This is a genomic window from Paenibacillus canaveralius, from assembly GCF_047238265.1.
GTDB lineage: Bacteria > Bacillota > Bacilli > Paenibacillales > NBRC-103111 > Paenibacillus_F.
The window spans coordinates 1,462,915-1,486,496 of record NZ_JBDFMM010000001.1; the positions used below are offsets into that span (position 1 = coordinate 1,462,915).

Below are 23,582 nucleotides of genomic sequence, written 5' to 3' on the forward strand. Positions count from 1 at the left end.
TCAAAATTTGTGTGTAAAGGGGCACGGCGGATGAACAAACTTCAAGTATCGTTAGCGGCTGCGGCACTCGTCATAAGCTTGGCCGGACTTACGGGATGCGGTGCCGGACGGGCCGCGACAACGGGCTCCGATACGGATGCGCCCAAGGGCAAATATACCGTTAATCTCGCGAACAACGGGGGCGGAGGTCTTCTTCTCCTGGCGAAGGAGAAAGGCTGGTTCGAGGAGGAATTCGCGAAAGTCGGCGGGGACGTCAAATGGTCCGAGTTTCCCAGCGGTCCGACTCTTCTGGAAGCGCTGGCCGCGGGGCGCGTCGATTTCTCCTGGCTAGGCGACGGGGCGGCCATATCCGCTCAGGCAAACAACCTGCCGGTCACGACGCTGTCTCTGCTCTCCGAAGGGGTAAAGGGACTTAACATCGTGATCGTCCCGGCGAACAGCACGGCCAAAAGCCTTGCGGATCTGAAAGGAAAAAAGATCGCCATCGCCAAGGGAACCACGCTTCATGTTTTTTTCATCAAAGCGATTAAGCAGGCGGGGCTGAAAGAATCCGACTTCCAGCTTATCCAGCTTCAGGCGGAAGAGTCTGTCGCCGCTTTCGAATCGGGGGCGGTGGATGCCTGGGTCGGCCTGGACCCGTATACGAGCATCCAGATCGCCAAAAACGGCGCCCGCGTCCTGACGAGCGGGGAAGCCTTGAACATCAAGGCGCCGGTGTTGACGATCGGCCGGACCGATTTTATCAAAGAACACCCGGAAGCGGCGGAAGCTTTCCTGAAAGGGTTCCAGAAGGCGATCGAGTTTCAGAAGGAACACCGGGAAGAGGTCGTGGAGTACATAGCGAACGCCAAGAAGGCGGACCGTGCGACGATCGAACTGGTGGTCCAAAATACCGACTATTCGAATGTCCCGATTACAAAAGAAATCTTCGGCATCCAGCAGGCTTCGGCGGATATCCTTCTGGAAGCGGGCTTTATCAAGAAGAAAATCGACGTGACGCGAAACACGGACAGCAAAGCCATTGAAGCCGTGAAACCGGCTAAATAAGGAGAAGGAGGCGAAGACCGTGTCAGCTTTGGGACAATTAAACCCGTCTTCTCCGGCCGCGAAGGGCCTGGATGAGAGGGAAGGGAGACAAGCCGCAGCCGGCAGGGCATCCGCCAGACGCGGAAGCAGACTGAAAATCGCCCTGCTCGGGCTCGTGCTCCCGCTGGCGGCGCTTGTCCTGTGGCAGACGGCAAGCGGACTGAGGCTGGTTTCTCCGACGTTATTTCCTTCGCCCCTCAGCATCGCGGAGGAGTTTGCGGGGATGCTTCAGTCGGGCGAGCTGTTCCACCATTTGAAGGTGAGCGTGCAGCGGGCCGCCTACGGTTTTTTGCTCGGCGGTTCGCTCGGTCTTCTGACCGGTATGCTGGTCGGATTAAGAAAAAGAGCGGAGTACATGCTCGATCCTACTTTACAAATGCTCCGCACCGTTCCTCATCTTGCGATTACGCCGCTTTTTATACTCTGGTTCGGGTTCGACGAGCTGTCCAAAATTTTGCTGATCGCGCTGGGAGCTTTCTTCCCACTGTATGTCAATACATTCCTGGGAGTCCGGAACGTGGATTCCAAACTGTTCGACGTCGCCAAGGTGCTTGAGTTCAACCGCATCCGGCAAATTACGAAGCTGGTGCTCCCCTCGGCGCTGCCGAATGTTCTGCTTGGACTCAGGCTGTCGCTGGGCGTGGCCTGGCTGGGACTCGTCGTAGCGGAGCTGATGGGATCCAGCGAAGGCATCGGATATATGATTCAGGATGCCAGACAGTTTTCCAGAACGACCGCCGTGTTTGTGGGCATTCTTATTTTCGCTGTTGTCGGCAAGCTTGTGGATTCCGTCGTGCGGCTGCTTGAAGAACGGCTGCTGAAGTGGCGCGACAATTACAAGGGATAGTCCCGGGCAAGGGCAGCCTGACTGCCGGCCGGGGTTTGCCGCTGACGATACATCAAATCAACTATTTTAAAGGAGGAAGAAGAAATGAGTGAACAAGTGAAGGTCATCCCGGTTTCAGGAAACATTGGTGCTATTATTGAAGGAATTTCATTGTCCGGCAGTCTTGACGAAAGTACGGTAGGTTTTATCCGCGAAAAATTGCTCAAGCATAAGGTTATTTTCTTCCGGGGTCAGAATCATTTGGACAATGCCGGACAAGAAGAGTTTACAAAGCTGCTCGGCACCCCGATCGCTCATCCGACGATCAAACCCAAGGACGGCACGGATTACGTGCTGGAGCTGGATTCGACTCACGGGGGACGCGCCAACGTATGGCACACGGATGTGACGTTTGTCGACGCTTATCCGGCCGCATCCATTCTCCGCGGGATTGTTATCCCCGAAGCGGGCGGGGATACGGTGTGGGCGAATACGGCAGCCGCTTACGAGCAGCTTCCCGCGGAGCTTCGCGAGCTGGCCGACAAGCTGCGGGTGCTGCACACCAATGAATTCGATTATGCGTCCACGGTCAGAACGGTGAACGCCCTGGGCAGCGAAGCGGCGCGCAAATACCGGGAGAGTTTTGCCTCGACGGTATACGAAACGGAGCATCCGCTCGTCCGCGTTCACCCGGAGACTGGTGAGAAGACACTTGTTTTGGGCGGCTTCGCCAAAAAAATTCAAGGCTTCTCCGTCGCCGATTCCCAGAAGATTATCGCCTTGTTCCAGGAACATATCACAAGCCTGGAAAATACCGTGCGCTGGCGCTGGGCCGAAGGCGACGTGGCGGTCTGGGACAACCGCGCCACGCAGCATTACGCCGTGAACGACTACGGCGATCAGCACCGGGTCGTCCGCCGGGTCACGATTACCGGCGAAGTTCCGGTCGGCGTGGACGGCCGCAAGAGCGTGACGCGCATCGTCTCGGAGCCCGCGGCTGCGGCGAGCGCGTCGTAAGCGGGTCGTGCCGGCCGCCGGGCCCTGCGCAGTTCCGGCCCGGGCGGGGGCCGGAACGCCGAATGGAGCGCAGGCGGTGCCAAGGCAGAGAGCAGCCGTAGACGAGTAAAGCCAAGCGGGAACCGAAAGGGGGCAGTGCCGTAGAGGGGCAAAGTCAAGAGGGGGCCCGTAGGAAGCGCACAGTCAAGCGAAGGCCGGTAGAAAGCGCAGCCGGGGCCGGGACGGAGCGGCCACAACGCGCATCTTGGCATATGCCCGACTCGGCCCGTCATTTCAGAGCGGACCCCGCCGTGACGCTGTAGACAAGCGCCGTGCCCGCGCACCCGTGTATGCGTTCCGGCACTGCACGGGGCCGGTCACGCACCTTCCGAGGCCCGGCCCCAATCCATAAAAGAGCGTATCCCCGGCATAGGGGATACGCTCTTTTCGGTGCGCCCGGCCGGGCCTAGCTGAAGGTGTACCGGACGCTCACGGCCGCATACACCTGCAGCTCACCCGGCTGAATCGGCGTGGCCGGACTGGCAGCCAGCATGGTGGCCTTGTACGGCACGGGCTCGTTCGGGCGGCTGAGCTCCTGGACGGACTCCGGAACCGCCGCCAGGGTGACCCCGAGAGACGCCGCTATCGTCAGCGCCTTCTCCCGTGCGTTCCGGACGGCGAGGGCCAGCGCTTCCTTGCCGTATTTCTGCGGCTGGGACGTCCGGAAAGAAATTCCCAAAACGGAGTTGGCCCCTTTGGAGACGGCGGTATCGACGATCGTCCCGGTTTCTCCGACCCGTTCCGTCGTAATTTTCAGCAGATGAGTGACCCGGTAGCCGCGGAAAATTTGTTTGCCGTCCTGGAAGTCGTACTGGGGATCGATGCGGAATTCGTCCGTCTGGATGCTGTCCCGGGGAATTCCGAGCTGCAGCAGAGAGTCGATCACGGCCGAAATGATCCGGGCGTTCTCGGCCTGCAAAGGGGCGAGGGATTCTCCCTCCGTAACGGCTCCCAGCACGATCACGGCCCGGTCGGGTACGACCGAGACGATTCCGTCGCCTGTCACTTCAATGGAAGCGGGGGAAGCGGGTTTGCCTGCCCGGTATCCGGGCGATGGAGGAAGCGGCGGCGGGGGTGCAAAACCGTACATAGCCGGTCTCCTTTCTCGATGCAAGAGGTGGTATATCTTAGTGTATGGAACCCGGGGCTTCCGCATGCAGGAAGCGGATACCGAAACGCCGGTCCGCGGACCGGCGGCAGGTTTGACTATAACGAAACTCTCCTTACGAGACTTTGCCGGCGATTGGCTACAATGGGAACATAAGAAATCGTCGGCAAGAGGAGGAAATCAACATGATTCGGGATATTCATGCCATGTTTTTGGTGACGGGTATTATGGCAAGCGGCAAATCGACGGTCGCGCAGCTGCTGGCGGAGCGTTTCGAGAAATCGGTCCATCTCCGGGGAGATCATTTCCGCAAAATGATCGTCAACGACGCAAAGAAGTCCGTCCGGAAGCGGAAGCGTACCAATTGGAGCAGCTTCTGCTGCGGTACAGGCTGACGGCTCAAGCCGCGGATACCTACTATTCCGCGGGTTTTACCGTCATCATGCAGGATGTCGTCGTAGGCCGGGTGCTGAACGACTTCCTCGCGCTGCTCGAAGACCGGCCCCTGTACGTGATCGTGCTGTGCCCCGGCGAGGAGGAAGTCGCGCGCAGAGAAGCGGCCCGGTCCAAGAAAGGATACGGCATATGGACCGTATCCGCGCTGAACGGCGTGCTGCAGGCGGAAACTCCGCGGGTCGGCCTGTGGCTGGATTCGACCGGTATGACGCCGGAAGAAACCGTGGATGCGATTCTGGAACGCGTATGGGAGGAAGGAATAGTCCGGGCTCCGGATATCCGGGATTAGGAAACGTCCGGCTCTGCCGCCTGTACTCTTTTAATAAAAATAGGAGGTGCCTACATGTCCAATCATTCCAATGAACAATTGTTAGCAGGCGGCAACGTCTCGAAAGTATACCGGTCAGGCCATACGGTCAGAAGAGAATTAAAGCCGAACAGCCGAAAAATTCATGCGCTGCTAAACCATCTTGCCGGTAAAGGCTACGATTATGCCCCTAAATACCTCGGTATCGATGAAAAAGGAAGAGAAATTTTAACCTTTATCGAAGGGGAGGCCGGTAATTATCCGTTAAAAAAATATATGCGCTCGGATGATGTCTTACAGGAAATCGCGAAAATGCTTCGTCTCTATCATGATGCCGCAAGCGGCTTTTCAGTTGATGACGGCTGGCAGCCGTTAGACGGTACTCCACAACCGCTCGAAGTAATATGCCATAACGATTTTGCCGTATACAACATGATTTTTCAGCAGGAAAGACCGATTGGGATTATTGATTTTGATGCGGCCGGACCGGGTCCTCGGCTTTGGGACATAGCTTATACGCTTTACACTTGCGTGCCGTTAAGCCGATTGTATCTGACTGAAACGGGAGAAGTCGTTTATTATGATGGAGTCATGGATGCTTCCCGCATTAAAAACAGAGTGAAGTTGTTTTTTGATTCTTACGGGGAAAGTTTTGCGGAAACTTATATAGACATGGTCCTGCTGCGATTGGAAGGGTTATGTAAAACGATACTAAGAAGAGCGGGAGAAGGTGACCCTGCTTTTCAAAAAATGATAGATGCCGGTCATCTTGAACATTATCGGAAAGACATTGAATTCATCTCTGAACATAAGAAGGACTGGACTTAAATCATTTTTACGTTTAAAAGAGCTTTAAGGCCCGGCCGCTGACAACCGTCAGCGGTTTTTCTTTTTGCGCCTGCAAAAAATGGTTGATAACGTCTCGCTTTAGTGGTACATTATTAAAAACTTAGTATTCCGCTTTGAATTGTCGAGTATCGACCGGACAGCCGGAGAAGTCGCTTCTAGTGACCTCTCTGGCTTTTTGCGTTGATACGCGCAGTTCCACACCTGGGAGAAAAAGGAGTGTCAGAACAATGGGAAGCTCACCCTCCATCGTCATCCGTGAAGCGGCAGAGGCGGACCGCGAGGCGGTCCGCACGGTGATGCTTGAAGCTTATCTGCAGTATGCCGACGTCATGTCCGCGCAAAGATGGCAGCAGTACCGCGAAGATATCGGCGCGGCCGCCGACAAAGGCAATCCCGTCGCACGGCTCGTAGCCGAGGCGGAAGGGAAAATCGTCGGCACCGTCCAGCTTTTCGTTTCCTCGGAGGCCGCTTACGGCAGACCGGAGCTGGAAATCTATACGCCGATTATCCGCTATTTGTCCGTATCGCCGGAAGCGCGCGGAAGAGGCATCGCGACGGAGCTCATTAAAGAAAGCGCGAGGCGCTCTCTGGAGCTAGGATCGTCCACGCTTCATCTTCATACGTCCGATATGATGGCATCCGCCGTGAGCCTGTATGAGCGGCTGGGATTCCGGCGCGCGTTTGACAAGGAGTTCCATAACGGCGAGGTTCTTGTGAAGAGCTACCGGCTGGAACTGCACGAATCCGCCTTTTTTACGGCTTCCTAGAGAAGTCCGTTACATAAGAGCCGCAGGCCAGGCGGTCGGCAAAGACAAAGCATGTGCAGGGAATCTGAAAGACATGCTTACAAAGCTCGACGATACAGGCAGACCTTCAGCCGCAAGAAATATACGCCGCATGGTTCGCACAACAAATCGGGGCTGGACGATCACCATATAGTTTTAATTATCCATAATGAAGCGGGGGAGCAAGTCTAATGAAGAAACAGGTAAACAAATGGTTGGCCGGAGCGGGAATTTTAGTGCTGGCGGCAGTGGCTGCCGGCTGCGGCAAAACCGTTGAAACGGGCGGAGGAACGACGCCTGCGGTGACGGGCAAACCGGGGGAAAGCCCGGCGGCCCAGGCCAAGAAGGTCATTGTCGGTACCGGGACCAAATTCCCGCAGGTGTGCTTTATCGACCAGAACGGGAAGCTGACGGGATTTGACGTGGAGCTGATCAAAGAGCTCGACAAGCGGATACCGGAATACGAGTTCGAATTCAAAACGATGGAGTTCCAGAGTCTGCTGCTCAGCCTGGAAACGAACAAGATCGACTTGATCGCCCATCAAATGGAGAAAAATCCGGAGCGCGAACAGAAATATTTGTTCAATAAAGAGCCGTACAGCATTTTCCTGAACAAAGTCGCCGTCGAGATCAATAACAATACCATCAAAACCATTGACGATCTGAAAGGCAAAAAAGTCCGCACCGGTGCGACAAGCAACGAAGCGTACATCCTTCAGGAATACAACAAGAAAAACAATAACGCCATCGAGATCGTGTACGACAACGCCACGGCCAACGATCTGGTGGACAAAATCCGCAAAGGGCGCATCGACGCCACCGTAACGTCGGATTTCGCCCTCCGCAACTATACGGACAAAGACGGCAAGGTCGCGTTGAAAACGGTCGGCGAGCCGCTCACGGAGTCGGATGTGCTGTATGTATTCCGCAAAACGGACGGAAAGCTGGCCGACCGGATCGATCAGGCGATCAAGGAAGTGAAGGCGGACGGCACGCTGTCCAAGCTGAGCGTCCAGTGGCTCGGACAGGACTTCTCGAACGTGGGCACGCAGAAGAAATAAGAACCCGAAGGTTCGTACGAGAGAGGTGGTATCATGGGCAGAAGATTCGAGGCGGACTATATCTTCTTCTTTATTCCGAAGCTGCTTTCCTATCTGCACATTACGCTGCTGATCGTGGGAAGCTCCATCCTGCTGGGGCTGATCATCGGGTTTCTTATCGCTTTGCCCCGGTTGTATAACGTGCCCGTTCTAAGGCGGATCAGTCAGGTTTACGTGTCCTTCTTCCGGGGGACGCCGATTCTCATCCAGTTGTTCCTGATTTATTACGGACTGCCGGAACTATTGAAAATCGTCCAGGTGGACGTATCCAAAACGCCGGTGCTGCTGTTTGTTATTCTCACCTATTCGCTGCATACGGGCGCCTACGTCTGCGAGATGATCCGGTCGGCGGTGGCGGCCGTCGACCGGGGGCAGGTGGAGGCGGCCTACGCGGTCGGCATGAACGGGTACGAGGCATTCATCCGGATCGTCATGCCGCAGGCGCTCGGGATCGCGCTGCCCGTTTTCGGCAACCTGGTCATCGGCAACCTGAAAGACTCTTCGCTCGCTTTTACGCTCGGCGTTATGGAAATGACGGGCAAATCCGAGACACTGGGCACAGCCACGCAGCATTTTATCGAAATTTATATCGCGCTGTCGCTTATTTATTTCGTCATCAGCTTTATTTTGCAGAAAGGCTTCGATGCCGCCGAGAAAAGGCTGCTGCGCCACAGCAGGCCGCTGGCGGACACGGCCGGCAAAACGGCTGCGCGCCCGAACATTTTCAGACGGCTCCAGCCGGGAATCAAAAAGGAGGCGCCGGGCTATGAACCTTGATCCTTCCTTCATCGGCACGGCTTTTCTGAGCCTGCTGTCGGCTCTGCCGGTCACCCTGTATGTTACGGCCGTCTCCGTTCTGGGCGGGCTGCTGATCGGCACGGCCATTGCGCTGGTGCGCATTTACCGGGTGCCGGTCCTGTATCAGGCGGCGGTTGCCTACGTGACCTTTATCCGGGGAACGCCGATGCTGATGCACTTGTTCCTCGTTTATTTCGGACTTCCGGCCGTGCTGGATACGCTAGCGGACCGTTACGGATGGTCCTTTAACTCGGGTTCCATCCCGCTTGTCGCTTTCGTGATCATCGCCTTCTCCATCACGGCGGGAGCTTATATGTCCGAAGTGGTCCGGGCGGGCATCGGGGCAGTGGACCGGGGGCAGATCGAGGCGGCTTACGCCGTCGGACTGACGACTCCGCAGGCGCTGCGGCGTATCGTCTTTCCTCAGGCTTTTGCGGTCAGCCTGCCCAATTTGACGAATTCCGTCATTTCCATGCTGCATGCGACTACGCTCGCTTTTACCATCTCGGTGGTGGAAATCAACGCCCAGGCCAACATTGTGGCGTCTACGAACTGGAAGTTTTTCGAAGCTTATATAGCGGCCGCCCTCCTGTTTTGGGGGATTACGGTCCTGGTGGAAAAGGCATCGTCCGCTCTGGAGAAGCGGTTTACTCTTTACAATCGGGGTGGAGTGGCATGATCAAACTGACCGGCATTCAAAAATCGTTCGGGAAGCAGGAAGTGCTCAAAAGCATCGACCTGACCGTGCATAAAGGGGAAGTCGTCGTTATCCTGGGACCGAGCGGCTCGGGCAAAACGACGCTGCTGCGGTGCATCAATTTCTTGGAAAAGCCGAACGCCGGCGAGGTGACGATCGGAGATTTTACCGTCGACTGCAAACGCTCGGGCCGCAAAGATATTCACACGCTGCGCAAAAAAACGGCCATGGTGTTCCAGCAGTACAATTTGTTCAAACACAAGACCGTTCTGGAAAATGTGATGGAAGGACTGGTCGTCGCGCAGAAGCTTCCGAAAGACGAGGCGCGCGCGCGAAGCGCGGAAGTGCTTCTGAAAGTGGGATTATCCGGGAAGCTGGACGCCTATCCGAGCCAATTGTCCGGCGGTCAGCAGCAGCGCGTCGGAATCGCGCGGGCACTGGCGCTGAATCCGGAAGTCATCCTGTTCGACGAACCGACCTCGGCCCTGGACCCCGAGCTGGTCGGCGAAGTGCTCGCGGTCATCCGCAAAATCGCCAAAGAGGGCATTACGATGATTGTCGTGACGCATGAAATGGGATTCGCCAGAGAAGTATCCAATCATGTCGTCTTTATGGACGGCGGGGTAATCGTCGAGGAAGGTCCGCCGGGAGAGCTGTTCAACGCGCCGAAAGAAGAGCGGACCCGGCAATTTCTGAAGCGGATCACGCCCGAACTGAGCTATTCCATCTAAAACGGGGGGCCGGAAAAGACGGACCCGCGAAAACGCAAGTGCAAAACCGCAAGTGCAAAGACGTAACTATAAGGCGTAACTGTAAGGCGTAACTGTAAGGCGTAACTGTAAGGCGTAACTGTAAGGCGTAACTGTAAGACGTAACTATAAGACGTAACTATAAGACGTAACTATAAGACGTAACTATAAGACGTAACTATAAGACGTAACTATAAGACGTAACTATAAGACGTAACTGTAAACCGTACCTGCAATACCGTAATAGCAAAACCGTACCTGCAAAGACAGTCCTGTCTGTACGGATGGAATCCGTTTCTTACAAGGAGGAAGCAAGAGATGGCCATTAAATTGAGTATTCTGGACCAGACCCCTATCTACGAAGGCGACACCGGGACGGAGGCTTTCGAGCGGACCGTTGCTCTGGCCCGGCGGGCGGAGGAGCTCGGCTACCACCGCTTCTGGGTGGCGGAGCATCACGATTCCGCGCATGTCGCCGGTTCTTCACCGGAGGTGCTGATCTCCCATCTGCTGGCCAAAACCGAACGCATCCGGCTCGGATCGGGAGGCGTCATGCTTCAGCATTACAGCCCGTACAAGGTGGCGGAAAACTTCAACGTGCTCTCGGCGCTTGGACCCGGCAGGATCGATCTGGGGATCGGCCGCGCTCCCGGAGGTCTGCCGAGATCGACGCAGGCGCTGCAGAAAAACGTCGTGGACCCCGACTCCCTGACGGACAAAATCGTCGAGCTCCGCAAATTTTTGCACAACCGGCTGGAAGAAGATCACCCGCTGGCCGGACTCCGTGCGAATCCGGTAGCGGAGCGGCCCGCGGATCTTTACGTGCTCGGAGCGAGCACGGGAAGCGCCCGGATCGCTGCGGAGCTGGGTCTGCCATACGTGTTCTCGCTGTTTATCAGCGGAGATCCGCAGACGGCCGTGGAAGCCATCGGAACGTACCGGAGCGAGTTCAATTACGCGGACGGCGCGCAACCGGCGGCCATACTCGCTTTGTCCGTCATTGCGGCCGGGAGCGAGGAAGAAGCGGATGAGCTGGCTGGAGATCACAAGCTGGTCAAAATCCGTCTGGAGAGCGGCCGGACGATTACGGTCAGCACCTTGGAACATGCGGAGGAATTCGGGAAGCAGAGCAGTGAGAACTTCACGATTGAGGTAAAGGAACCCACGGTGACGAAAGGAACGATCGAAACCGTGAAGAAAGAGCTGCTGGAGCTGCAGCGGGCGACCGGCGTGGACGAATTTATCGTTTTGACCGCGGTCAGAGATTTTGCGAAGCGGATACGCTCATTCGAGCTGCTGATCGAAGCTTTGTCGGGCGAGGACACGTCTGTGGACAAGGCAGCGTCCGGAGAGCCCGTATCGGTCGAGGCTTAAGATCGTTCTCTCCGTATCGTTGCATTCGGCCTGATCACATTATTTAAGCAGCTTTAAGGAGTTTCAGTCAAAAAGGAGGACGATAGCCATGACTAGCGAAACGCTGGCGCAGCAGGAGCGGCAGGAAGAACTGGCCGCAAGACTCGTCGCGGTCCGGCGCCATCTGCACGAGAATCCCGAGCTGTCTCACGAAGAATTCGAAACGACGGCTTTTATTAAAGCCTGGCTGGAGGAAGCCGGCATCCGCATCGCCCCTTATTCCCTGCGGACCGGGCTGATTGCCGAAGTGGGAGGGCTGCGTCCGGGCCCGGTGGTCGCTATCCGCGCGGATATTGACGCGCTGCCGATCCAGGAAGAGACCGGCCTTCCTTACGCGTCCAAAATTCAGGGGAAAATGCACGCCTGCGGGCACGATTTTCACACGGCGGCGGTTCTCGGGGCGGCTTATTTGCTCAAGCAGAAGGAAGAGGAGCTGCCGGGAACGGTCCGCTTCCTTTTCCAGCCGGCCGAGGAGAAAGCGAGCGGCGCTCTCAAAGTGATTGCCAGCGGGGCGCTGGAAAACGTGAAGGCCGTGTTCGGGCTGCATAACAAGCCGGATCTTCCGGTCGGGACGTTCGGCATCAAGGAAGGCCCCCTGATGGCGGCCGCAGACGGCTTCATTGCCGAGATAGAGGGCCGGGGCTCGCATGCGGCACTGCCCGAAGCCGGAAGCGATCCGATCGTGGCGTCCGCGCAAATTGTTTCGGCGGTCCAGTCCATCGTAAGCCGCAACATCAGCTCGCTGGACAGCGCGGTCGTCAGCGTAACGAAGCTGCACAGCGGCACCGCCTGGAACGTCATCCCGGAGAAAGCGCTGCTGGAAGGCACGATCCGCACCTTCGACGAAGGCGTCCGGAACCGCGTGCTGGCGCGCTTTCGCGAAGTTGTCGAGGGAGTAGCGACAGCCAGCGGGACGAAAGCGTCGCTCCGCTGGATCCAGGGACCGCCACCCGTGAACAACTCGGCCGGGCTGGCCGCACTTGCGCGAAGCACGGCGGACGCTCTCGGCTATAACGCGGTTCCGCCGATACCGTCTCCGGCGGGAGAAGACTTCGCCTTCTATCAGCGGGAAGTCCCCGGGCTGTTCGTCTTCGTCGGGACGGACGGACCGCACGAGTGGCATCATCCGGCGTTCGATCTGGATGAAGCGGCACTGCCGGTGAGCGCGCGATTTTTCTCAGAGCTTGCCGGCCGGGCGCTCCTTCAATTCTCGGAGCGGTCCGCAAGCGGAGAGAACGGGTGAACGGCGGGATGACGTATGACGTCATCGTGGTCGGGGCGGGCTCGATGGGCATGAGCGCGGGCTATCACCTGGCGAAGCAGGGGGCGCGGACGCTGCTTATCGACGCGTTCAACCCGCCGCACGGGGAAGGCAGCCATCACGGAGAGCCCCGGCTTATCCGCCACGCTTACAGCGGAGGCCCCGCCTACATCACGATGGCGCTTCGCGCCCAGGAGCTCTGGGATGAGCTCCAGGCGGAGACCGGCACGGAGCTGGCGGTCCCGTCCGGCGTGATCAACATCGCGGGTGCGGACGCGTTCCGCAGCCGGGCCGAAGACGCCCGGAAGCTGGGCGTCCGCGTCGAGCTGCTGGATGCAGCGGAGATCGGCCGCCGGTGGCCGGGCTTCGAGCTTCCGGAGCATTTCGCCGGGATGTATGAGCCGGACGCCGGCTATCTGTTCAGCGAGAAGTGCGTCGCCGCCTACCGGAGGCTGGCCGAGGAGGCGGGAGCCCGCCTGCTGCCGGATACGCCTGTGCGCCAGCTCTACGCCCGGGAGGGCGGCGTCGCCGTCCATACGGACCAGGGCGTGTACCACGCGCAGCAGGCGATCCTCGCGACCGGCGCCTGGTTCCGGACGCTGGAGCCGTTCGTGAAGCTGCCCGTCCGGGCGGTCCGCAAAGCGGTTGGCTGGTTTCAGCCGAAACGGCCCTTGTTCGATGCGGGACGTTTCCCGGGCTTCACGATCGGCGGCGGCGAAGGAGGCTACTACGGCTTTCCGGACATCGGCGGCGCGGGGGTCAAGATCGGCAGACACGACACCGGCGTGGAATGGACGGCGGGAGAGGCGCTGGAGCCTTTCGGCCGTTACGAGGAGGACGAAGGAGATCTGCGCCGGGCGCTGGAAGCTTATATGCCACAGGCGGCAGGCCGCTTGAACCGGGGAGCCGTCTGCAAATACGAGCTTTCGCCCGATGAGCAGTTTATTATCGACCGTCACCCGGCTTATCCGTCCGTTCTTCTGGCGGGGGGATTTTCCGGCCACGGGTTCAAATTTTCGAGTGTCGTCGGAGAGATTCTCGCCGATTTGACGCTGTACGGACGGACGCCGTTCGATATCGGACCGTTTGCATTGACGCGTTTTACACAAGGGTCACCGGGTCCCCTGGTTTCCGGATGACTCCATAAGGAGGACTAAAAATGAGCGGTTCAGGCATTTTAAACGTTGATATCCAACTTTACTTATCGGTATACGATCAATTAAAACTGGCGATCGCAGGACTGAACGAAGAGCAGCTCAAGCGGAAAGAAGCTCCGGGAAAATGGAGCATTACGGAGGTGCTGGCGCATCTGGCCGACCACAATATCGTGGTTTCATTCCGCATCCGCGAAATTTTGGCGGGTGCGGATAAAATCCTGCCGGGATTCGCTCAGGACCCGTGGGTGGAAGGACAGCGGGCGAACGAAAGCGGCGTTTCCGATATTTTGGACGCTTATGCGGCGCTGCTGCAGTATAACGCGGTTTTGTTCCGGCGGCTTACCGAAGCGGACTGGGAGAAAACCGGTGTCAATTTCAAAGGGGAAAGCGTCACTTTGGCGTCTGTCGTGAATGCTTTTACGGCGCACGTGCAAACCCATCTGGCGCAAATCGAACGGATCAAATCCGTGGTAGCGGCGGTGTGACAAGAGCGGAAGGGGAGAAGGAACATGAGTAAAAAAAGACAGTTGAAGCTGGGCGCGCTTCTGCATGGGGTCGGCGGTAATCCGGCGATGTGGAGGCACCCCGATGCGCAGCCGGACGCGAGCGTGAATTTCGAGCTGTACAAAAAATGGGTGCGGAAGGCGGAAGCGGGCAAGTTCGATCTGATCTTCATCGCCGACGGCTTGTATATCAATGAGAAGTCGATTCCGCATTTCCTGAACCGTTTCGAACCGATTACGATTCTGAGCGCTTTGGCTGCCGTGAGCACACATATCGGTCTTGTCGGAACTTTGTCGACCTCGTACAGCGAACCGTTTACGGTCGCCCGGCAGTTCGCTTCTCTCGACGCCATCAGCGGAGGTCGTGCGGGTTGGAACGTCGTCACTTCTCCGCTTGAAGGCTCCGCGTTAAACTACGGCAAACCGCATCCGGAGCACGATCTGCGCTATAAAATCGCGGAAGAATACCTGGAAGTGACGAAAGGGCTGTGGGATTCCTGGGAAGACGACGCATTCGTTCGTGATAAGGAGTCCGGCGTATTTTTCGATCCCGAAAAGCTGCACACTCTGAATCACCGGGGACAATTTTTCTCTGTCCGGGGGCCGCTGAATATTGCCCGCTCCAGACAGGGGCAGCCGGTTATTTTTCAGGCGGGAGCCTCCGAAGTGGGCAAAAACTATGCGGCTAAAGTGGCGGACGCCATTTTCGCCGGGCAGGAAAATCTGGAGGACGCCGTCCGTTTCTACAAGGAAGTGAAGGAAAGGGCGGCGTCGCACGGGCGCTCTCCGGAGGAAGTGCTTATTTTCCCGGGGATCGGGCCGATTATCGGGTCGACTGAGGAGGAAGCCGAACGCAAATATCAGGAGGTGGCGGACCTCGTGACGATCGAAACGGCGCTCGATTATTTGGGGCGGTTTTTCGAGCATCACGATTTCTCGCAGTATCCGCTGGATGAGCCGTTCCCGGAACTCGGCGATCTCGGCAAGAACAGCTTCCAGAGCGGGACGGACAAAATCAAGGAGGAAGCGAAAGAGAAGAACCTTACGCTTCGTCAGGTGGCTCTTCAGGCCGCTACGCCTAAAGGGCGCTTTGTCGGAACGCCGGAGAAGGTCGCCGATCTTATCCAGGAGTATTTTGAAGCGGGCGCCGTGGACGGGTTTATGCTTTCCGCCGCCGTACCGAACGGTCTGGAGGATTTCGTCGATCATGTCGTTCCGATCCTCCAGCAGCGGGGCATTTTCCGGACGGAGTACGAAAGCGATACGCTCCGGGGCAACCTGGGGCTTTCGGTACCGGCCAACCGGTATACGAAACAGCCGGAGACGGTGTGAGCTGGGTAGACAGCGTTGACAGAGTCGACAGTGGCGTTGCTGCGCAGAACTGGGTAGAGCTGGACAGATCATATGCGCAAGATGGGTGCGATGGGCGGAGGAATCCGCTCGCAGGGCAATCGTAACCTGACCCGTTTTCCCAAAGTATTCTTCAGGGCGGGCGGGGCCAGGCAGGGAACGGCAGTTCAATCCATAGGAACGGGAGTGAGCGTTATGAGCCAGTTAAACGATTATTTGGCCGCCAAAAAGGAGTCTCTGGAACAGCGCGAAGAGGAGCGCAAAAGAGTCGCGAATCAGCCTTCGGACGTGCTGAAGGCAAAGGTAAGAGCGAAGGACAGGAGCGGCGTAAGGGAAATCCGGATCCGGAATTTCCAGATTCTCAGCGACAGCCTGCCGGATTTTGCCGGCTTCGATCTCGGACCGAATTCGGCGGAGATTCAGCTCGGCGTTCTCGGAAGCTGCCTGACGCACATCACGCTGATTCAGGCCGCCCTGCGCGGAGTCCCGCTGGAGTCGCTCGAAGTAGAGGTTGAAGGCGAGCTCCACAAGTTTGCCGGGAAAGACGGTTACGAGGAAATCCCCTTCTGGCCTCACAACATCCGCTACACGCTGCACATCGAGTCGGCCGCTTCCAAGGAAGAAATCGCCGAGCTTCACCGGGGGGTCGAGGAAGTCTGCCCCATCTTGAATCTGCTGCAGAGACCTCAGGAAATAACGGGCAAGGTTCTGCATTCCTCCGGCAGCGGAGAAGCGGGAGAAGTGACGGTCGGAAGCTGATATCACGACCCCGAGGCGGGAGGAGGCATCTTTCATGTCTGCAAGAGACCGGGAAGAGGTGGAGGGTTTCAGATATAGTCCCGCAATGGCGGGCAGCGTACTGGAGCTCATCGGGAATACTCCGGCCGTCCGTATCCGGCGGCTGTCGGATGAGAACGACGCCGAACTTTATGTCAAGCTGGAGTCGTTCAACCCCGGCGGAAGCGTAAAAGACCGTGCAGCCCGGCATATGATCGAGCAGGCGGAACGGGACGGCAGGCTGCTCCCCGGAGGCACGATTATCGAAGTGACAAGCGGCAACACGGGCATAGGCATGGCGATGGTAGCGGCGGTCAAGGGCTACAAGCTTATCGTGATCATGTCCGATAATATGTCTTCGGAGCGGGCGGGAATCTTGCAGGCATACGGGGCGGAAGTCGTCATTTACCCGGCCGAAGAAAAGATCGAAGGCGGTCTCCGCAGGGCGAAGGAACTGGAACGCCGGATTTCCGGAAGCTTCGTTCCCGTCCAGTTCGAGAACGCAGGCAATGCCGACGTTCACCGGTTTACGACCGCTGCGGAAATAGGGGAGCAAATGCAGGGGAGGCTGGACGCTTTCGTATGTACCTCGGGCACCGGCGGCACGATAACGGGCACGGGAGAGGCGCTTAAATCCAGACTGCCGGATTTACGCATTTATGTCGTCGAATCGAGCTGCTCGCCTTTGCTTTCCGGCGGCGAACCGGGGATTCACCGTATTCCGGGGATCAGCCCCAGCTTTATTCCGCCGGTCCTCAATACGCGGCTCTACGACGAGGTGTTGCAGGTCGGGGACGAGGACGCGCACGAAACGGCCAGGGAGCTTGCCCGCCGGGAGGGGCTTCTTCTCGGGCCTTCTTCGGGAGCGGCCGTATGGGCGGGCATACGGATTGCCAAGAAGCTCGGAAGAGGAAAAAAGGTGCTTTGCATCGCTCCTGATACGGGGGAGCGATATTTAAGCACGGGGCTTTACGATGCTTGATTCCGCAGCGGCGTACCGGTGTGCTTACATACGCCGTATAGGCGGCATGCCGGCGTGCAGCCGTATATCGGAGGCGCCGTACTGGTGCGATAGGATACGGGACACATCGGGCATTGCGTCATGCTGATGTGCCGCCGTACTGCCGTTCTGTGCGGTCGTCCCCTGTTTCCCGGCACACCGGTATACCGCCATGCAACCCGCCGTGGTCCGGGTGCTGTCGCAGCTCTCATCCCCGGTATGAACCGGCCGGGAACAAGCGAGACGCAACTGCCCGAACTCGCCGAAGCGAGCCCCGATCGAGCGCGGACGCACCAAAGGAGCCCGAACAATCGGGGCTCCTTTTGGTGCGTTTGCGGCGGCCGCAGCCCACCGTCAAAGCCCGCCAAGGCACAGGCGGCCGCCTTCCGGCGGGCTTGCAAGTGACGGCTTACGGTTGGAAAGCTTCTTCTACCCGGGAGTAGCGGTTCTCGGGCACGCGAAGACCGAGGTGCTCCCTGAGCGTATCTCCGGTATACTCCGTACGGAACAATCCTCGCCGCTGAAGAAGCGGCACGACTTTCTCCACGAAATCGTGAAGCCCGTCCGGCAGAAGCGGAGCCATGAGCATAAAGCCGTCGGCTGCGCGCTCCGTAAACCACTCTTCGAGCGTATCCGCAATTTTCTCCGGGGTGCCGACCCAGTCTTCCCGGCTGAAAGAGCCCGTTAGAAGCGAGTAGACTTCACGAAGCGTCGGATTCTCCCGGGCGATGACGGGCTGGTGCTTCCGGTAATCGGATTTATCGAGCCGGAGGCGGTCCAGTCCCGCATCGGCGGCTCGCGATTCCAGCGTCAAGCCCGCGAAATTGACATCCGGGAAATAGTTTTTCAGGAAGCTGAAACCTGTCGCCTCGGAAATATACGATTCGAGCTGCCTGTATTTCTCGTCCGCTTCTTCCTGGGTGGAACCGATTACCGGAAAAATCCCCTGCAAAATGACGACCTCATCAGGTGACCGGCCGAAAGAGGCGGCTTTGCTTTTGAACGTGTCGTAAAACTCTCGGGCTTCCTGTTTGCTGTACTTGATGGAGAAAATCACTTCCGCCCGCTTGGCGGCGAACTGCTGGCCGGATTCCGAGGTCCCCGCCTGTACCAGCACCGGATACCCCTGGGGGGAACGCGCGATATTCAGCGGCCCCTCGACGGAGAAAAATTCGCCTTGATGGTTAAGACGGTGCATTTTATCCGGATGAAAGAAAACACCGCTTTCCTTGTCCTGAACAAAGGCATCGTCCTCCCAAGAATCCCACAGCCCCGTCACTACCTCGACGAATTCCTCCGCTCTTTTGTAACGGAAGCCGTGCTCCAGATGATCCTGCGCTCCGAAATTCCGGGCCGTGCTGCCGGACAGATCGCGTGTCGTCACGATATTCCAGCCCGCCCGGCCTTTGCTGATCTGATCGACGGACAGCAGGGAACGTGCCAGATTGAACGGCTCGATGTAGGAAGTGGAGGCAGTGGCGACGACGCCGATTTTGGATGTGGCGCCCGCAAGCGCCGTGATGAGGGTAACCGGCTCGAAACGGTTCAGAATATTCGGATGGGAATCCTCGTTGATGGCGAGACTGTCCGCGATAAAAGCGATATCGAACTTGCCGCGTTCGGCCGTCCGGGCGAGTTCTTTGTAGTAGTCGATAGAGATACTGGCGCTTCTCTGCGCATTCGGATGTTTCCATGAGGCGACATGCATTCCGGTGCCTACGAGGTAGGCGGATAGCTTGATTTGTCTTTTGGCTGTCAAAGGGATTCCTCCTTATAACCTAGTTTTTTCATAGGAATAATATGTTAAACATTAACATCAAGCTCAGGAGGCCGTCAATCCTCGTTTTTTATTCTCAAAAGGCGGTTGACAAGAGAGAAAAGCTGAGATAAATTATACAAAAGACATTGGTTTAGTCGGAAATAACTTCATAAGTCGTTAGTTGACCAGATCACTGGAAACTAAGCTCTTTACCGGACGGCCGGTAAGATGGGCTTGGTTTTTTTTATTGAAAAAAATTCCGGGCAGGTGTAGCACATGATCCTCGTAGAAAATCTGAACAAGTCGTACAAAAGCGCCGACGGGCCCGTAACGGCCCTGGAAAACATCAATCTGCGCATACAAAAGGGGGATATTTTCGGCATTATCGGATTTAGCGGGGCGGGGAAATCGACGTTAATCCGCTGCCTCAACCGTCTGGAGGAGCCCGATTCGGGCACGGTGGAAATCGAGGGGCTGCGCATCACCGACCTGGACGAGAAGGAGCTGCGGATGGCCCGCCGGAAAATCGGCATGATTTTTCAGCAGTTTAATCTGCTCGATTCCCAAACGGTGTTCCAGAACGTGGCGTTTCCTCTTAAAGTGGCGGGCGTTCCGAAACCGGTTCTGAACGAGAGAGTAAGAGAGATTCTGGACCTGGTGCGGCTGGGGGACAAAGAGAATGTCTACCCGTCCCAGCTCAGCGGAGGCCAGAAACAGCGGGTCGGCATTGCCCGGGCGCTGGTGAACGAACCAGACGTCCTTCTAAGCGATGAAGCGACCTCGGCGCTTGACCCGCAAACGACGTATTCGACGCTGGAGCTGCTCAAAGACATTAACCGCCAGCTCAACTTGACGATTGTGCTGATCACGCACGAACTGGATGTTCTCCAGCACATTTGCCGCAATATGGCGGTCATAGAAAAAGGTAGAATTGTAGAGACCGGAACCGTGGATAAGTTCTTTCTCCAGCCGGAGAGCGATACCGCAAGAAGATTCGTCAGCATTATCGACCATTACCGCAGAGAGCGGACGGTCCTTGAAGGAGCGGGGGCAGGCATATGAGAGACGATTTGGTCGACCTGCTGGTCGAAGGGTTGCAGGAGACGCTGTTCATGGTCGTCTGGTCTTCCCTGTTCGCTTTTCTACTGGGCAGTGCGCTCGGCATTACTTTAGTGGTTACGGAAAAAGGAGGCATTCTTGCGGCGCCGAAGCTGCATAAAGTGATCGGTACCGCCATCAACGCGGTAAGATCTCTGCCGTTCATCATTCTGATCGTGCTGCTTCTTCCGCTCGCACGGCTCATTGTCGGCACGACCCTCGGACCGACGGCGGCGATTGTGTCCCTTTCGATCGGAGCCGCTCCGTTTCTGGGGCGGATTATCGAAAATTCGCTGAAAGAAGTCAGCTCCGGCAAAATCGAAGCGGCCAAATCGGTCGGCGCCTCGCCGTGGACCATCATACTCCGCGTACTGATCCCGGAGGCGCTTCCGGCCTTGATCCGGGCGGTAACGATCGGCGTCATCGCGATCACGGAATTTACGGCGGTAGCGGGCGCCATAGGGGCGGGCGGCCTCGGCAGCCTTGCCATCCGGTTCGGTTATCAGCGGTTCCGGGAAGATATCCTGATCGCCACGGTTATTCTCATTATTGTGATCGTCCAGATTATTCAGTGGTCCGGCGACTCTATCGCCAAATCGATCATCCGCAAGCGTTACAAACTGGAGTAAGAGTCGGCCGTTATGTTTTTTTATCCATTACATAGAAGAAAGAAGGCGTATTACATGATATCTACACGACTAAGTGCTATTGCCGCCATTCTGCTGGCTGTCACGTTGACGGCCGCCGGGTGCGGCAGCCAAGGCAAAGGAGAGGCTGCCGCTTCGGAGAAAACCGGAAGTACGCCGGGAGCGTCCAAGGAACCCGCCAAAGAAGTGAAGCTCACCGTCGGAGCGGCAGCCGTGCCGCATGCGGAAATTTTGGAGGTCGTAAAGCCGAAATTGAAAGAGCAGGGAATCCATCTGGACATTAAAGTGTTCGATGACGAAGGCCAGTTGAATCCGGCTTTGAAAGACAAACAGATTGACGCGAACTATTTTCAGCACGTGCCGTACTTGGATTCGGTCAAAAAAGAGAAGGGCTTTGATTTTGCGGTGACTGCCAAGGTTCATGTGGAACCGATCGGGTTTTATTCGAGCAAGCTGAAGTCTAAGGATGAGATCAAAGACGGCGCGAAAATCGGTATTCCGAACAATCCCTCCAACGAATACCGGGCGCTGGTTCTTCTGCAGCAGCAGGGGCTTATCAAGCTGAAGGACGGACTGACCACCTACGAAGCCACGCCGAAGGATATCGTGGACAACCCGAAAAACCTGAAGTTTTTCGAAACGGACTCCGCTACGCTTCCGAGGGCGCTGCCCGATTTGGACGGTGCCGTTATCAACACGAATCTCGTTCTCGAAGCCAAGCTTGACCCCAAGTCGGCCTTATTCCGGGAGGACGCCAACTCTCCTTACGCGAATGTGATCGTTGTCCGCAAAGGCGATGAGAGCCGGGACGATATCAAAAAGCTCGATGCGGCGCTTACCAGTTCTGAAGTAAAAAAATTTATCCAGGACAAATACGGCGTTGCCGTTGTGCCGGCTTTTTAACTGACGGGGCCATAACCGTATATCCGAAAAATAAGACGCGTCAGACCTGTATACAGGCTGCCGTGTCTTATTTAGCGTGCTGAAGGAAGTAAGGGGGGAATAACCGGCATCCGCGTGTTTCGGAAAAGCAAGGCATTAAAAAAGCCGCGTTATACGCGACTGGATGACGGTCAAGATTAGGGCAGATGTACCGATTTGACATGGCTCATGTGCATGAAGAGCTGCTGGCCGTTCGCCGTAACAAGCTCCAGCATGTTGTTTTCCGCCACGTTAAGGCGGCCGATTTTATTGGGGGCTTCCCCCAGATTAAAGACGACTAATTCGCCGACCAGTTTTTTGAGCTGCTGTTCGAACGTTCTTGACAGCGTCGTACCCGTGGGGTGAAGAGGAAATCGGTCCTGACCGAGGGAATAGGGCGTCGTGTTGGAAATATACGGGGTTATGCTTTTCACATGTTCCAATGAAATGTATACCGTGCGGTAAACGGGGGAGAAGAAAACGAAGAAATCATTCATAATGCTCGTGACGTATCCGTGCAAAGACTGAGAGCCGCTGATGGAAATTTCGCTGAAAATGCCTTTGGCGTTCATTAAAATTTTGCGGTATGCAATTTCGGAATGATCGAATGGAAGTTCAGGCTGGGGAGCGGGATCGACGGCGGTCGGATCTTCCGCCAAGGTCATGTATTGAAGATGAAGAGTGGGAATATACGTGAACTGGCTTCCGTTGTGGAGAACGATAATATCGTTGCCCACATCTATAAGGGAACCCCGGAGGGGCAGTTTTTTTCCGGATAAGCCGACATCGACAAGTTTACCCAGGAAAGAGTGCAGAAGCTTCATCGCATTTCCTCCTTTCCTAGTCCTGCAAAGATTTCGGGGACAGCATGTCTATATGAACAGAAGTTGATAGCGCGAAGTTCCGTAAAAACGGAAGTGGAGGCGGCCGGTGAGCGGCCGCCGCTTTTTGAATCGGGGGAGGCTGAAACGAGGGGTGATCACGCATTTAGAAAAATAAACGGAACGGATTGCCGCTGCCTGTGAATCCTTTTGTGTGATTGCGGTGAGATTGGTTGCCGCGAGTCTGGTTGCCGCGGGTTTGGTTGCCGCGAGTCTGGTTGCCGCGGGTTTGGTTACCGCGGGTCTGGTTGCCGCGAGTCTGGTTGCCGCGGGTTTGGTTGCCGCGGGTTTGGTTGCCGCGGGTTTGGTTACCGTGAGTCTGGTTGCCGCGAGTTTGGTTACCGCGGGTTTGGTTACCGCGAGTTTGGTTGCCACGAGTTTGGTTACCGCGGGACTGGTTGCCGTTGTTTTGGCCGCCTTTGCTCTGGTTCTTCTGATTGCCGCCGCTTTTACTCGAGGAAGCGATGCCGATGCTTTTAATGTGGAAAAGCGAGATCCGGACGACTTCGTTGTTTACGACCAATACGAGGTAATCTTGTTTGACTTCAGCGATGACGCCTTCGATCTTTTCGGGGCCGCCGCGGTTGATTCTAACGAATTTTTGATGGAATTTTTTGAGCAGTTCCTGAAAATCATAGGCCGAAACGACATTCGCGTAACTCGGATATTCGGTTTTTCCCGCGCTTTCCGTTACGCTTTTGATATGAGAGGCGTTAATGTAAATGACTCCCTCATTGGTTTGCAAGGATAAATAATCGGTATGAACATTGATCAGTTTTCCCGTTACGGAATCGGGACCGCCCCGGTTGATTTTAACTTCTTCTCCAATCAGATTCACAACGTAACCCAGTTCGTTAACGGACATGTTGGTGTTCCCCTCTCAAGTTGTTGGTTTGTGGTTGGAAAGCTTTGTTCATGCGCTTCTTTTTAATACTTGCCGGCACCGTGAGGTCATCGCCTCCTTTCATTTGTCATTTAGCTCTATCTGGTATCTATTT

General features: G+C 56.6%; 23 protein-coding genes and 1 pseudogene. 20 read left to right on the top strand and 4 right to left on the bottom strand.

Translation table 11 applies throughout. The annotated features are described in order from the left end of the window. The first annotated feature begins 30 nt into the window (after nucleotides 1–30). From ABC395_RS06730 to ABC395_RS06740, 3 genes are all read left to right on the top strand, one after another. The gene (locus ABC395_RS06730) at nucleotides 31–1,047 is read left to right on the top strand and encodes an aliphatic sulfonate ABC transporter substrate-binding protein (RefSeq protein ID WP_413001734.1); all 1,017 of its coding nucleotides are present in this window, start codon (nucleotides 31–33) and stop codon (nucleotides 1,045–1,047) included. A gap of 19 nt (nucleotides 1,048–1,066) precedes the next feature. Next, nucleotides 1,067–1,933, top strand: a complete 867-nt coding sequence (locus ABC395_RS06735) for an ABC transporter permease (protein ID WP_413001736.1) — start codon at nucleotides 1,067–1,069, stop codon at nucleotides 1,931–1,933. 84 nt (nucleotides 1,934–2,017) lie between these two features. Then, nucleotides 2,018–2,929, top strand: a complete 912-nt coding sequence (locus ABC395_RS06740) for a TauD/TfdA dioxygenase family protein (RefSeq protein ID WP_413001738.1) — start codon at nucleotides 2,018–2,020, stop codon at nucleotides 2,927–2,929. A 445-nt stretch (nucleotides 2,930–3,374) separates the two neighbouring features. Here ABC395_RS06740 and ABC395_RS06745 read toward each other — a convergent pair whose 3' ends face one another. Then, the gene (locus ABC395_RS06745; protein ID WP_413001740.1) at nucleotides 3,375–4,058 is read right to left on the bottom strand and encodes an SIMPL domain-containing protein; all 684 of its coding nucleotides are present in this window, start codon (nucleotides 4,056–4,058) and stop codon (nucleotides 3,375–3,377) included. Nucleotides 4,059–4,261: 203 nt separating this feature from the next. Between ABC395_RS06745 and ABC395_RS06750 the strand changes: the two are divergent. The 14 genes and pseudogenes from ABC395_RS06750 (at nucleotide 4,262) to cysK (ending at nucleotide 17,260) form a co-directional block, all read left to right on the top strand. After that, nucleotides 4,262–4,821: pseudogene (locus ABC395_RS06750) on the top strand (AAA family ATPase). A gap of 54 nt (nucleotides 4,822–4,875) precedes the next feature. Beyond that, a complete protein-coding gene (locus ABC395_RS06755) occupies nucleotides 4,876–5,667 on the top strand; it encodes a phosphotransferase enzyme family protein (protein WP_413001742.1) in 792 nt (263 codons plus the stop codon). Nucleotides 5,668–5,915: 248 nt separating this feature from the next. After that, on the top strand, nucleotides 5,916–6,455 hold the full coding sequence (locus tag ABC395_RS06760; protein WP_413001744.1) for a GNAT family N-acetyltransferase: 540 nt from the start codon (nucleotides 5,916–5,918) through the stop codon (nucleotides 6,453–6,455). A gap of 209 nt (nucleotides 6,456–6,664) precedes the next feature. Further along, entirely contained in the window at nucleotides 6,665–7,534 is an 870-nt protein-coding gene (locus ABC395_RS06765; RefSeq protein ID WP_413001746.1) for a transporter substrate-binding domain-containing protein, read from the top strand. 33 nt (nucleotides 7,535–7,567) lie between these two features. Continuing rightward, entirely contained in the window at nucleotides 7,568–8,350 is a 783-nt protein-coding gene (locus tag ABC395_RS06770; protein WP_413001748.1) for an amino acid ABC transporter permease, read from the top strand. Then, nucleotides 8,340–9,050 (top strand): amino acid ABC transporter permease, encoded by a 711-nt coding sequence (locus ABC395_RS06775; RefSeq protein WP_413001750.1) that lies wholly within the window; start codon nucleotides 8,340–8,342, stop codon nucleotides 9,048–9,050. The genes ABC395_RS06770 and ABC395_RS06775 overlap by 11 nt, the downstream gene beginning before the upstream one ends. Continuing rightward, nucleotides 9,047–9,799 carry an amino acid ABC transporter ATP-binding protein gene (locus ABC395_RS06780; RefSeq protein ID WP_413001751.1) on the top strand — a complete coding sequence of 251 codons (753 nt, stop codon included), beginning with the start codon at nucleotides 9,047–9,049 and terminating at the stop codon, nucleotides 9,797–9,799. Before ABC395_RS06775 ends, ABC395_RS06780 begins: the two co-directional genes overlap by 4 nt. 336 nt (nucleotides 9,800–10,135) lie before the next feature. Further along, nucleotides 10,136–11,191, top strand: coding sequence for an LLM class flavin-dependent oxidoreductase (locus tag ABC395_RS06785; protein ID WP_413001753.1), 1,056 nt, complete (start codon nucleotides 10,136–10,138; stop codon nucleotides 11,189–11,191). A gap of 88 nt (nucleotides 11,192–11,279) precedes the next feature. Next, nucleotides 11,280–12,473 carry an amidohydrolase gene (locus ABC395_RS06790; protein ID WP_413001755.1) on the top strand — a complete coding sequence of 398 codons (1,194 nt, stop codon included), beginning with the start codon at nucleotides 11,280–11,282 and terminating at the stop codon, nucleotides 12,471–12,473. Next, on the top strand, nucleotides 12,470–13,630 hold the full coding sequence (gene solA / locus ABC395_RS06795) for an N-methyl-L-tryptophan oxidase (protein WP_413001756.1): 1,161 nt from the start codon (nucleotides 12,470–12,472) through the stop codon (nucleotides 13,628–13,630). Before ABC395_RS06790 ends, solA begins: the two co-directional genes overlap by 4 nt. Nucleotides 13,631–13,650: 20 nt before the next feature. Further along, on the top strand, nucleotides 13,651–14,133 hold the full coding sequence (locus tag ABC395_RS06800) for a DinB family protein (protein ID WP_413001758.1): 483 nt from the start codon (nucleotides 13,651–13,653) through the stop codon (nucleotides 14,131–14,133). Between the two features lie 24 nt (nucleotides 14,134–14,157). Beyond that, nucleotides 14,158–15,483, top strand: a complete 1,326-nt coding sequence (locus ABC395_RS06805) for an LLM class flavin-dependent oxidoreductase (protein ID WP_413001759.1) — start codon at nucleotides 14,158–14,160, stop codon at nucleotides 15,481–15,483. A gap of 72 nt (nucleotides 15,484–15,555) precedes the next feature. Continuing rightward, the gene (locus tag ABC395_RS06810; RefSeq protein ID WP_413001761.1) at nucleotides 15,556–16,260 is read left to right on the top strand and encodes an OsmC family protein; all 705 of its coding nucleotides are present in this window, start codon (nucleotides 15,556–15,558) and stop codon (nucleotides 16,258–16,260) included. 34 nt (nucleotides 16,261–16,294) lie between these two features. Further along, nucleotides 16,295–17,260, top strand: a complete 966-nt coding sequence (gene cysK, locus ABC395_RS06815; RefSeq protein WP_413001763.1) for a cysteine synthase A — start codon at nucleotides 16,295–16,297, stop codon at nucleotides 17,258–17,260. Between the two features lie 427 nt (nucleotides 17,261–17,687). On the opposite strand, the gene ABC395_RS06820 is transcribed toward cysK, so the two are convergent. Next, a complete protein-coding gene (locus ABC395_RS06820; protein WP_413001764.1) occupies nucleotides 17,688–19,037 on the bottom strand; it encodes an LLM class flavin-dependent oxidoreductase in 1,350 nt (449 codons plus the stop codon). A 276-nt stretch (nucleotides 19,038–19,313) separates the two neighbouring features. On the opposite strand from ABC395_RS06820, the gene ABC395_RS06825 reads away from it, so the two are divergent. Genes ABC395_RS06825 through ABC395_RS06835 form a run of 3 tightly spaced genes read left to right on the top strand, consistent with a single transcriptional unit; the run spans nucleotide 19,314 to nucleotide 21,685 of the window. Then, the gene (locus tag ABC395_RS06825) at nucleotides 19,314–20,099 is read left to right on the top strand and encodes a methionine ABC transporter ATP-binding protein (protein ID WP_413001766.1); all 786 of its coding nucleotides are present in this window, start codon (nucleotides 19,314–19,316) and stop codon (nucleotides 20,097–20,099) included. Beyond that, on the top strand, nucleotides 20,096–20,764 hold the full coding sequence (locus ABC395_RS06830) for a methionine ABC transporter permease (protein WP_413001767.1): 669 nt from the start codon (nucleotides 20,096–20,098) through the stop codon (nucleotides 20,762–20,764). Before ABC395_RS06825 ends, ABC395_RS06830 begins: the two co-directional genes overlap by 4 nt. Nucleotides 20,765–20,818: 54 nt before the next feature. Beyond that, complete coding sequence (locus ABC395_RS06835; RefSeq protein WP_413001769.1) at nucleotides 20,819–21,685, top strand: MetQ/NlpA family ABC transporter substrate-binding protein; 867 nt, start codon at nucleotides 20,819–20,821, stop codon at nucleotides 21,683–21,685. Nucleotides 21,686–21,861: 176 nt separating this feature from the next. Here the strand turns inward: ABC395_RS06835 and ABC395_RS06840 are convergent, their stop codons facing one another. Next, nucleotides 21,862–22,527, bottom strand: coding sequence for a DUF2642 domain-containing protein (locus ABC395_RS06840; protein WP_103997379.1), 666 nt, complete (start codon nucleotides 22,525–22,527; stop codon nucleotides 21,862–21,864). Nucleotides 22,528–22,690: 163 nt separating this feature from the next. After that, complete coding sequence (locus ABC395_RS06845; protein WP_413001770.1) at nucleotides 22,691–23,449, bottom strand: hypothetical protein; 759 nt, start codon at nucleotides 23,447–23,449, stop codon at nucleotides 22,691–22,693. Nucleotides 23,450–23,582 lie beyond the last annotated feature (133 nt).

Excerpts from the sequence above, each read along its gene's own strand:
- ABC395_RS06780 (WP_413001751.1), top strand. The coding sequence starts at position 9,047 with ATGATCAAACTGACCGGCATTCAAAAATCGTTCGGGAAGCAGGAAGTG.
- ABC395_RS06845 (WP_413001770.1), bottom strand. The coding sequence starts at position 23,449 with ATGTCCGTTAACGAACTGGGTTACGTTGTGAATCTGATTGGAGAAGAA.
- ABC395_RS06765 (WP_413001746.1), top strand. The coding sequence starts at position 6,665 with ATGAAGAAACAGGTAAACAAATGGTTGGCCGGAGCGGGAATTTTAGTG.
- ABC395_RS06810 (WP_413001761.1), top strand. The coding sequence starts at position 15,556 with ATGCGCAAGATGGGTGCGATGGGCGGAGGAATCCGCTCGCAGGGCAAT.
- ABC395_RS06755 (WP_413001742.1), top strand. The coding sequence starts at position 4,876 with ATGTCCAATCATTCCAATGAACAATTGTTAGCAGGCGGCAACGTCTCG.
- ABC395_RS06840 (WP_103997379.1), bottom strand. The coding sequence starts at position 22,527 with ATGAAGCTTCTGCACTCTTTCCTGGGTAAACTTGTCGATGTCGGCTTA.
- ABC395_RS06730 (WP_413001734.1), top strand. The coding sequence starts at position 31 with ATGAACAAACTTCAAGTATCGTTAGCGGCTGCGGCACTCGTCATAAGC.
- ABC395_RS06805 (WP_413001759.1), top strand. The coding sequence starts at position 14,158 with ATGAGTAAAAAAAGACAGTTGAAGCTGGGCGCGCTTCTGCATGGGGTC.
- ABC395_RS06745 (WP_413001740.1), bottom strand. The coding sequence starts at position 4,058 with ATGTACGGTTTTGCACCCCCGCCGCCGCTTCCTCCATCGCCCGGATAC.
- ABC395_RS06760 (WP_413001744.1), top strand. The coding sequence starts at position 5,916 with ATGGGAAGCTCACCCTCCATCGTCATCCGTGAAGCGGCAGAGGCGGAC.
- ABC395_RS06770 (WP_413001748.1), top strand. The coding sequence starts at position 7,568 with ATGGGCAGAAGATTCGAGGCGGACTATATCTTCTTCTTTATTCCGAAG.
- ABC395_RS06740 (WP_413001738.1), top strand. The coding sequence starts at position 2,018 with ATGAGTGAACAAGTGAAGGTCATCCCGGTTTCAGGAAACATTGGTGCT.
- ABC395_RS06790 (WP_413001755.1), top strand. The coding sequence starts at position 11,280 with ATGACTAGCGAAACGCTGGCGCAGCAGGAGCGGCAGGAAGAACTGGCC.
- ABC395_RS06775 (WP_413001750.1), top strand. The coding sequence starts at position 8,340 with ATGAACCTTGATCCTTCCTTCATCGGCACGGCTTTTCTGAGCCTGCTG.
- ABC395_RS06800 (WP_413001758.1), top strand. The coding sequence starts at position 13,651 with ATGAGCGGTTCAGGCATTTTAAACGTTGATATCCAACTTTACTTATCG.
- cysK (WP_413001763.1), top strand. The coding sequence starts at position 16,295 with ATGTCTGCAAGAGACCGGGAAGAGGTGGAGGGTTTCAGATATAGTCCC.
- ABC395_RS06835 (WP_413001769.1), top strand. The coding sequence starts at position 20,819 with ATGATATCTACACGACTAAGTGCTATTGCCGCCATTCTGCTGGCTGTC.
- ABC395_RS06825 (WP_413001766.1), top strand. The coding sequence starts at position 19,314 with ATGATCCTCGTAGAAAATCTGAACAAGTCGTACAAAAGCGCCGACGGG.
- ABC395_RS06830 (WP_413001767.1), top strand. The coding sequence starts at position 20,096 with ATGAGAGACGATTTGGTCGACCTGCTGGTCGAAGGGTTGCAGGAGACG.
- ABC395_RS06785 (WP_413001753.1), top strand. The coding sequence starts at position 10,136 with ATGGCCATTAAATTGAGTATTCTGGACCAGACCCCTATCTACGAAGGC.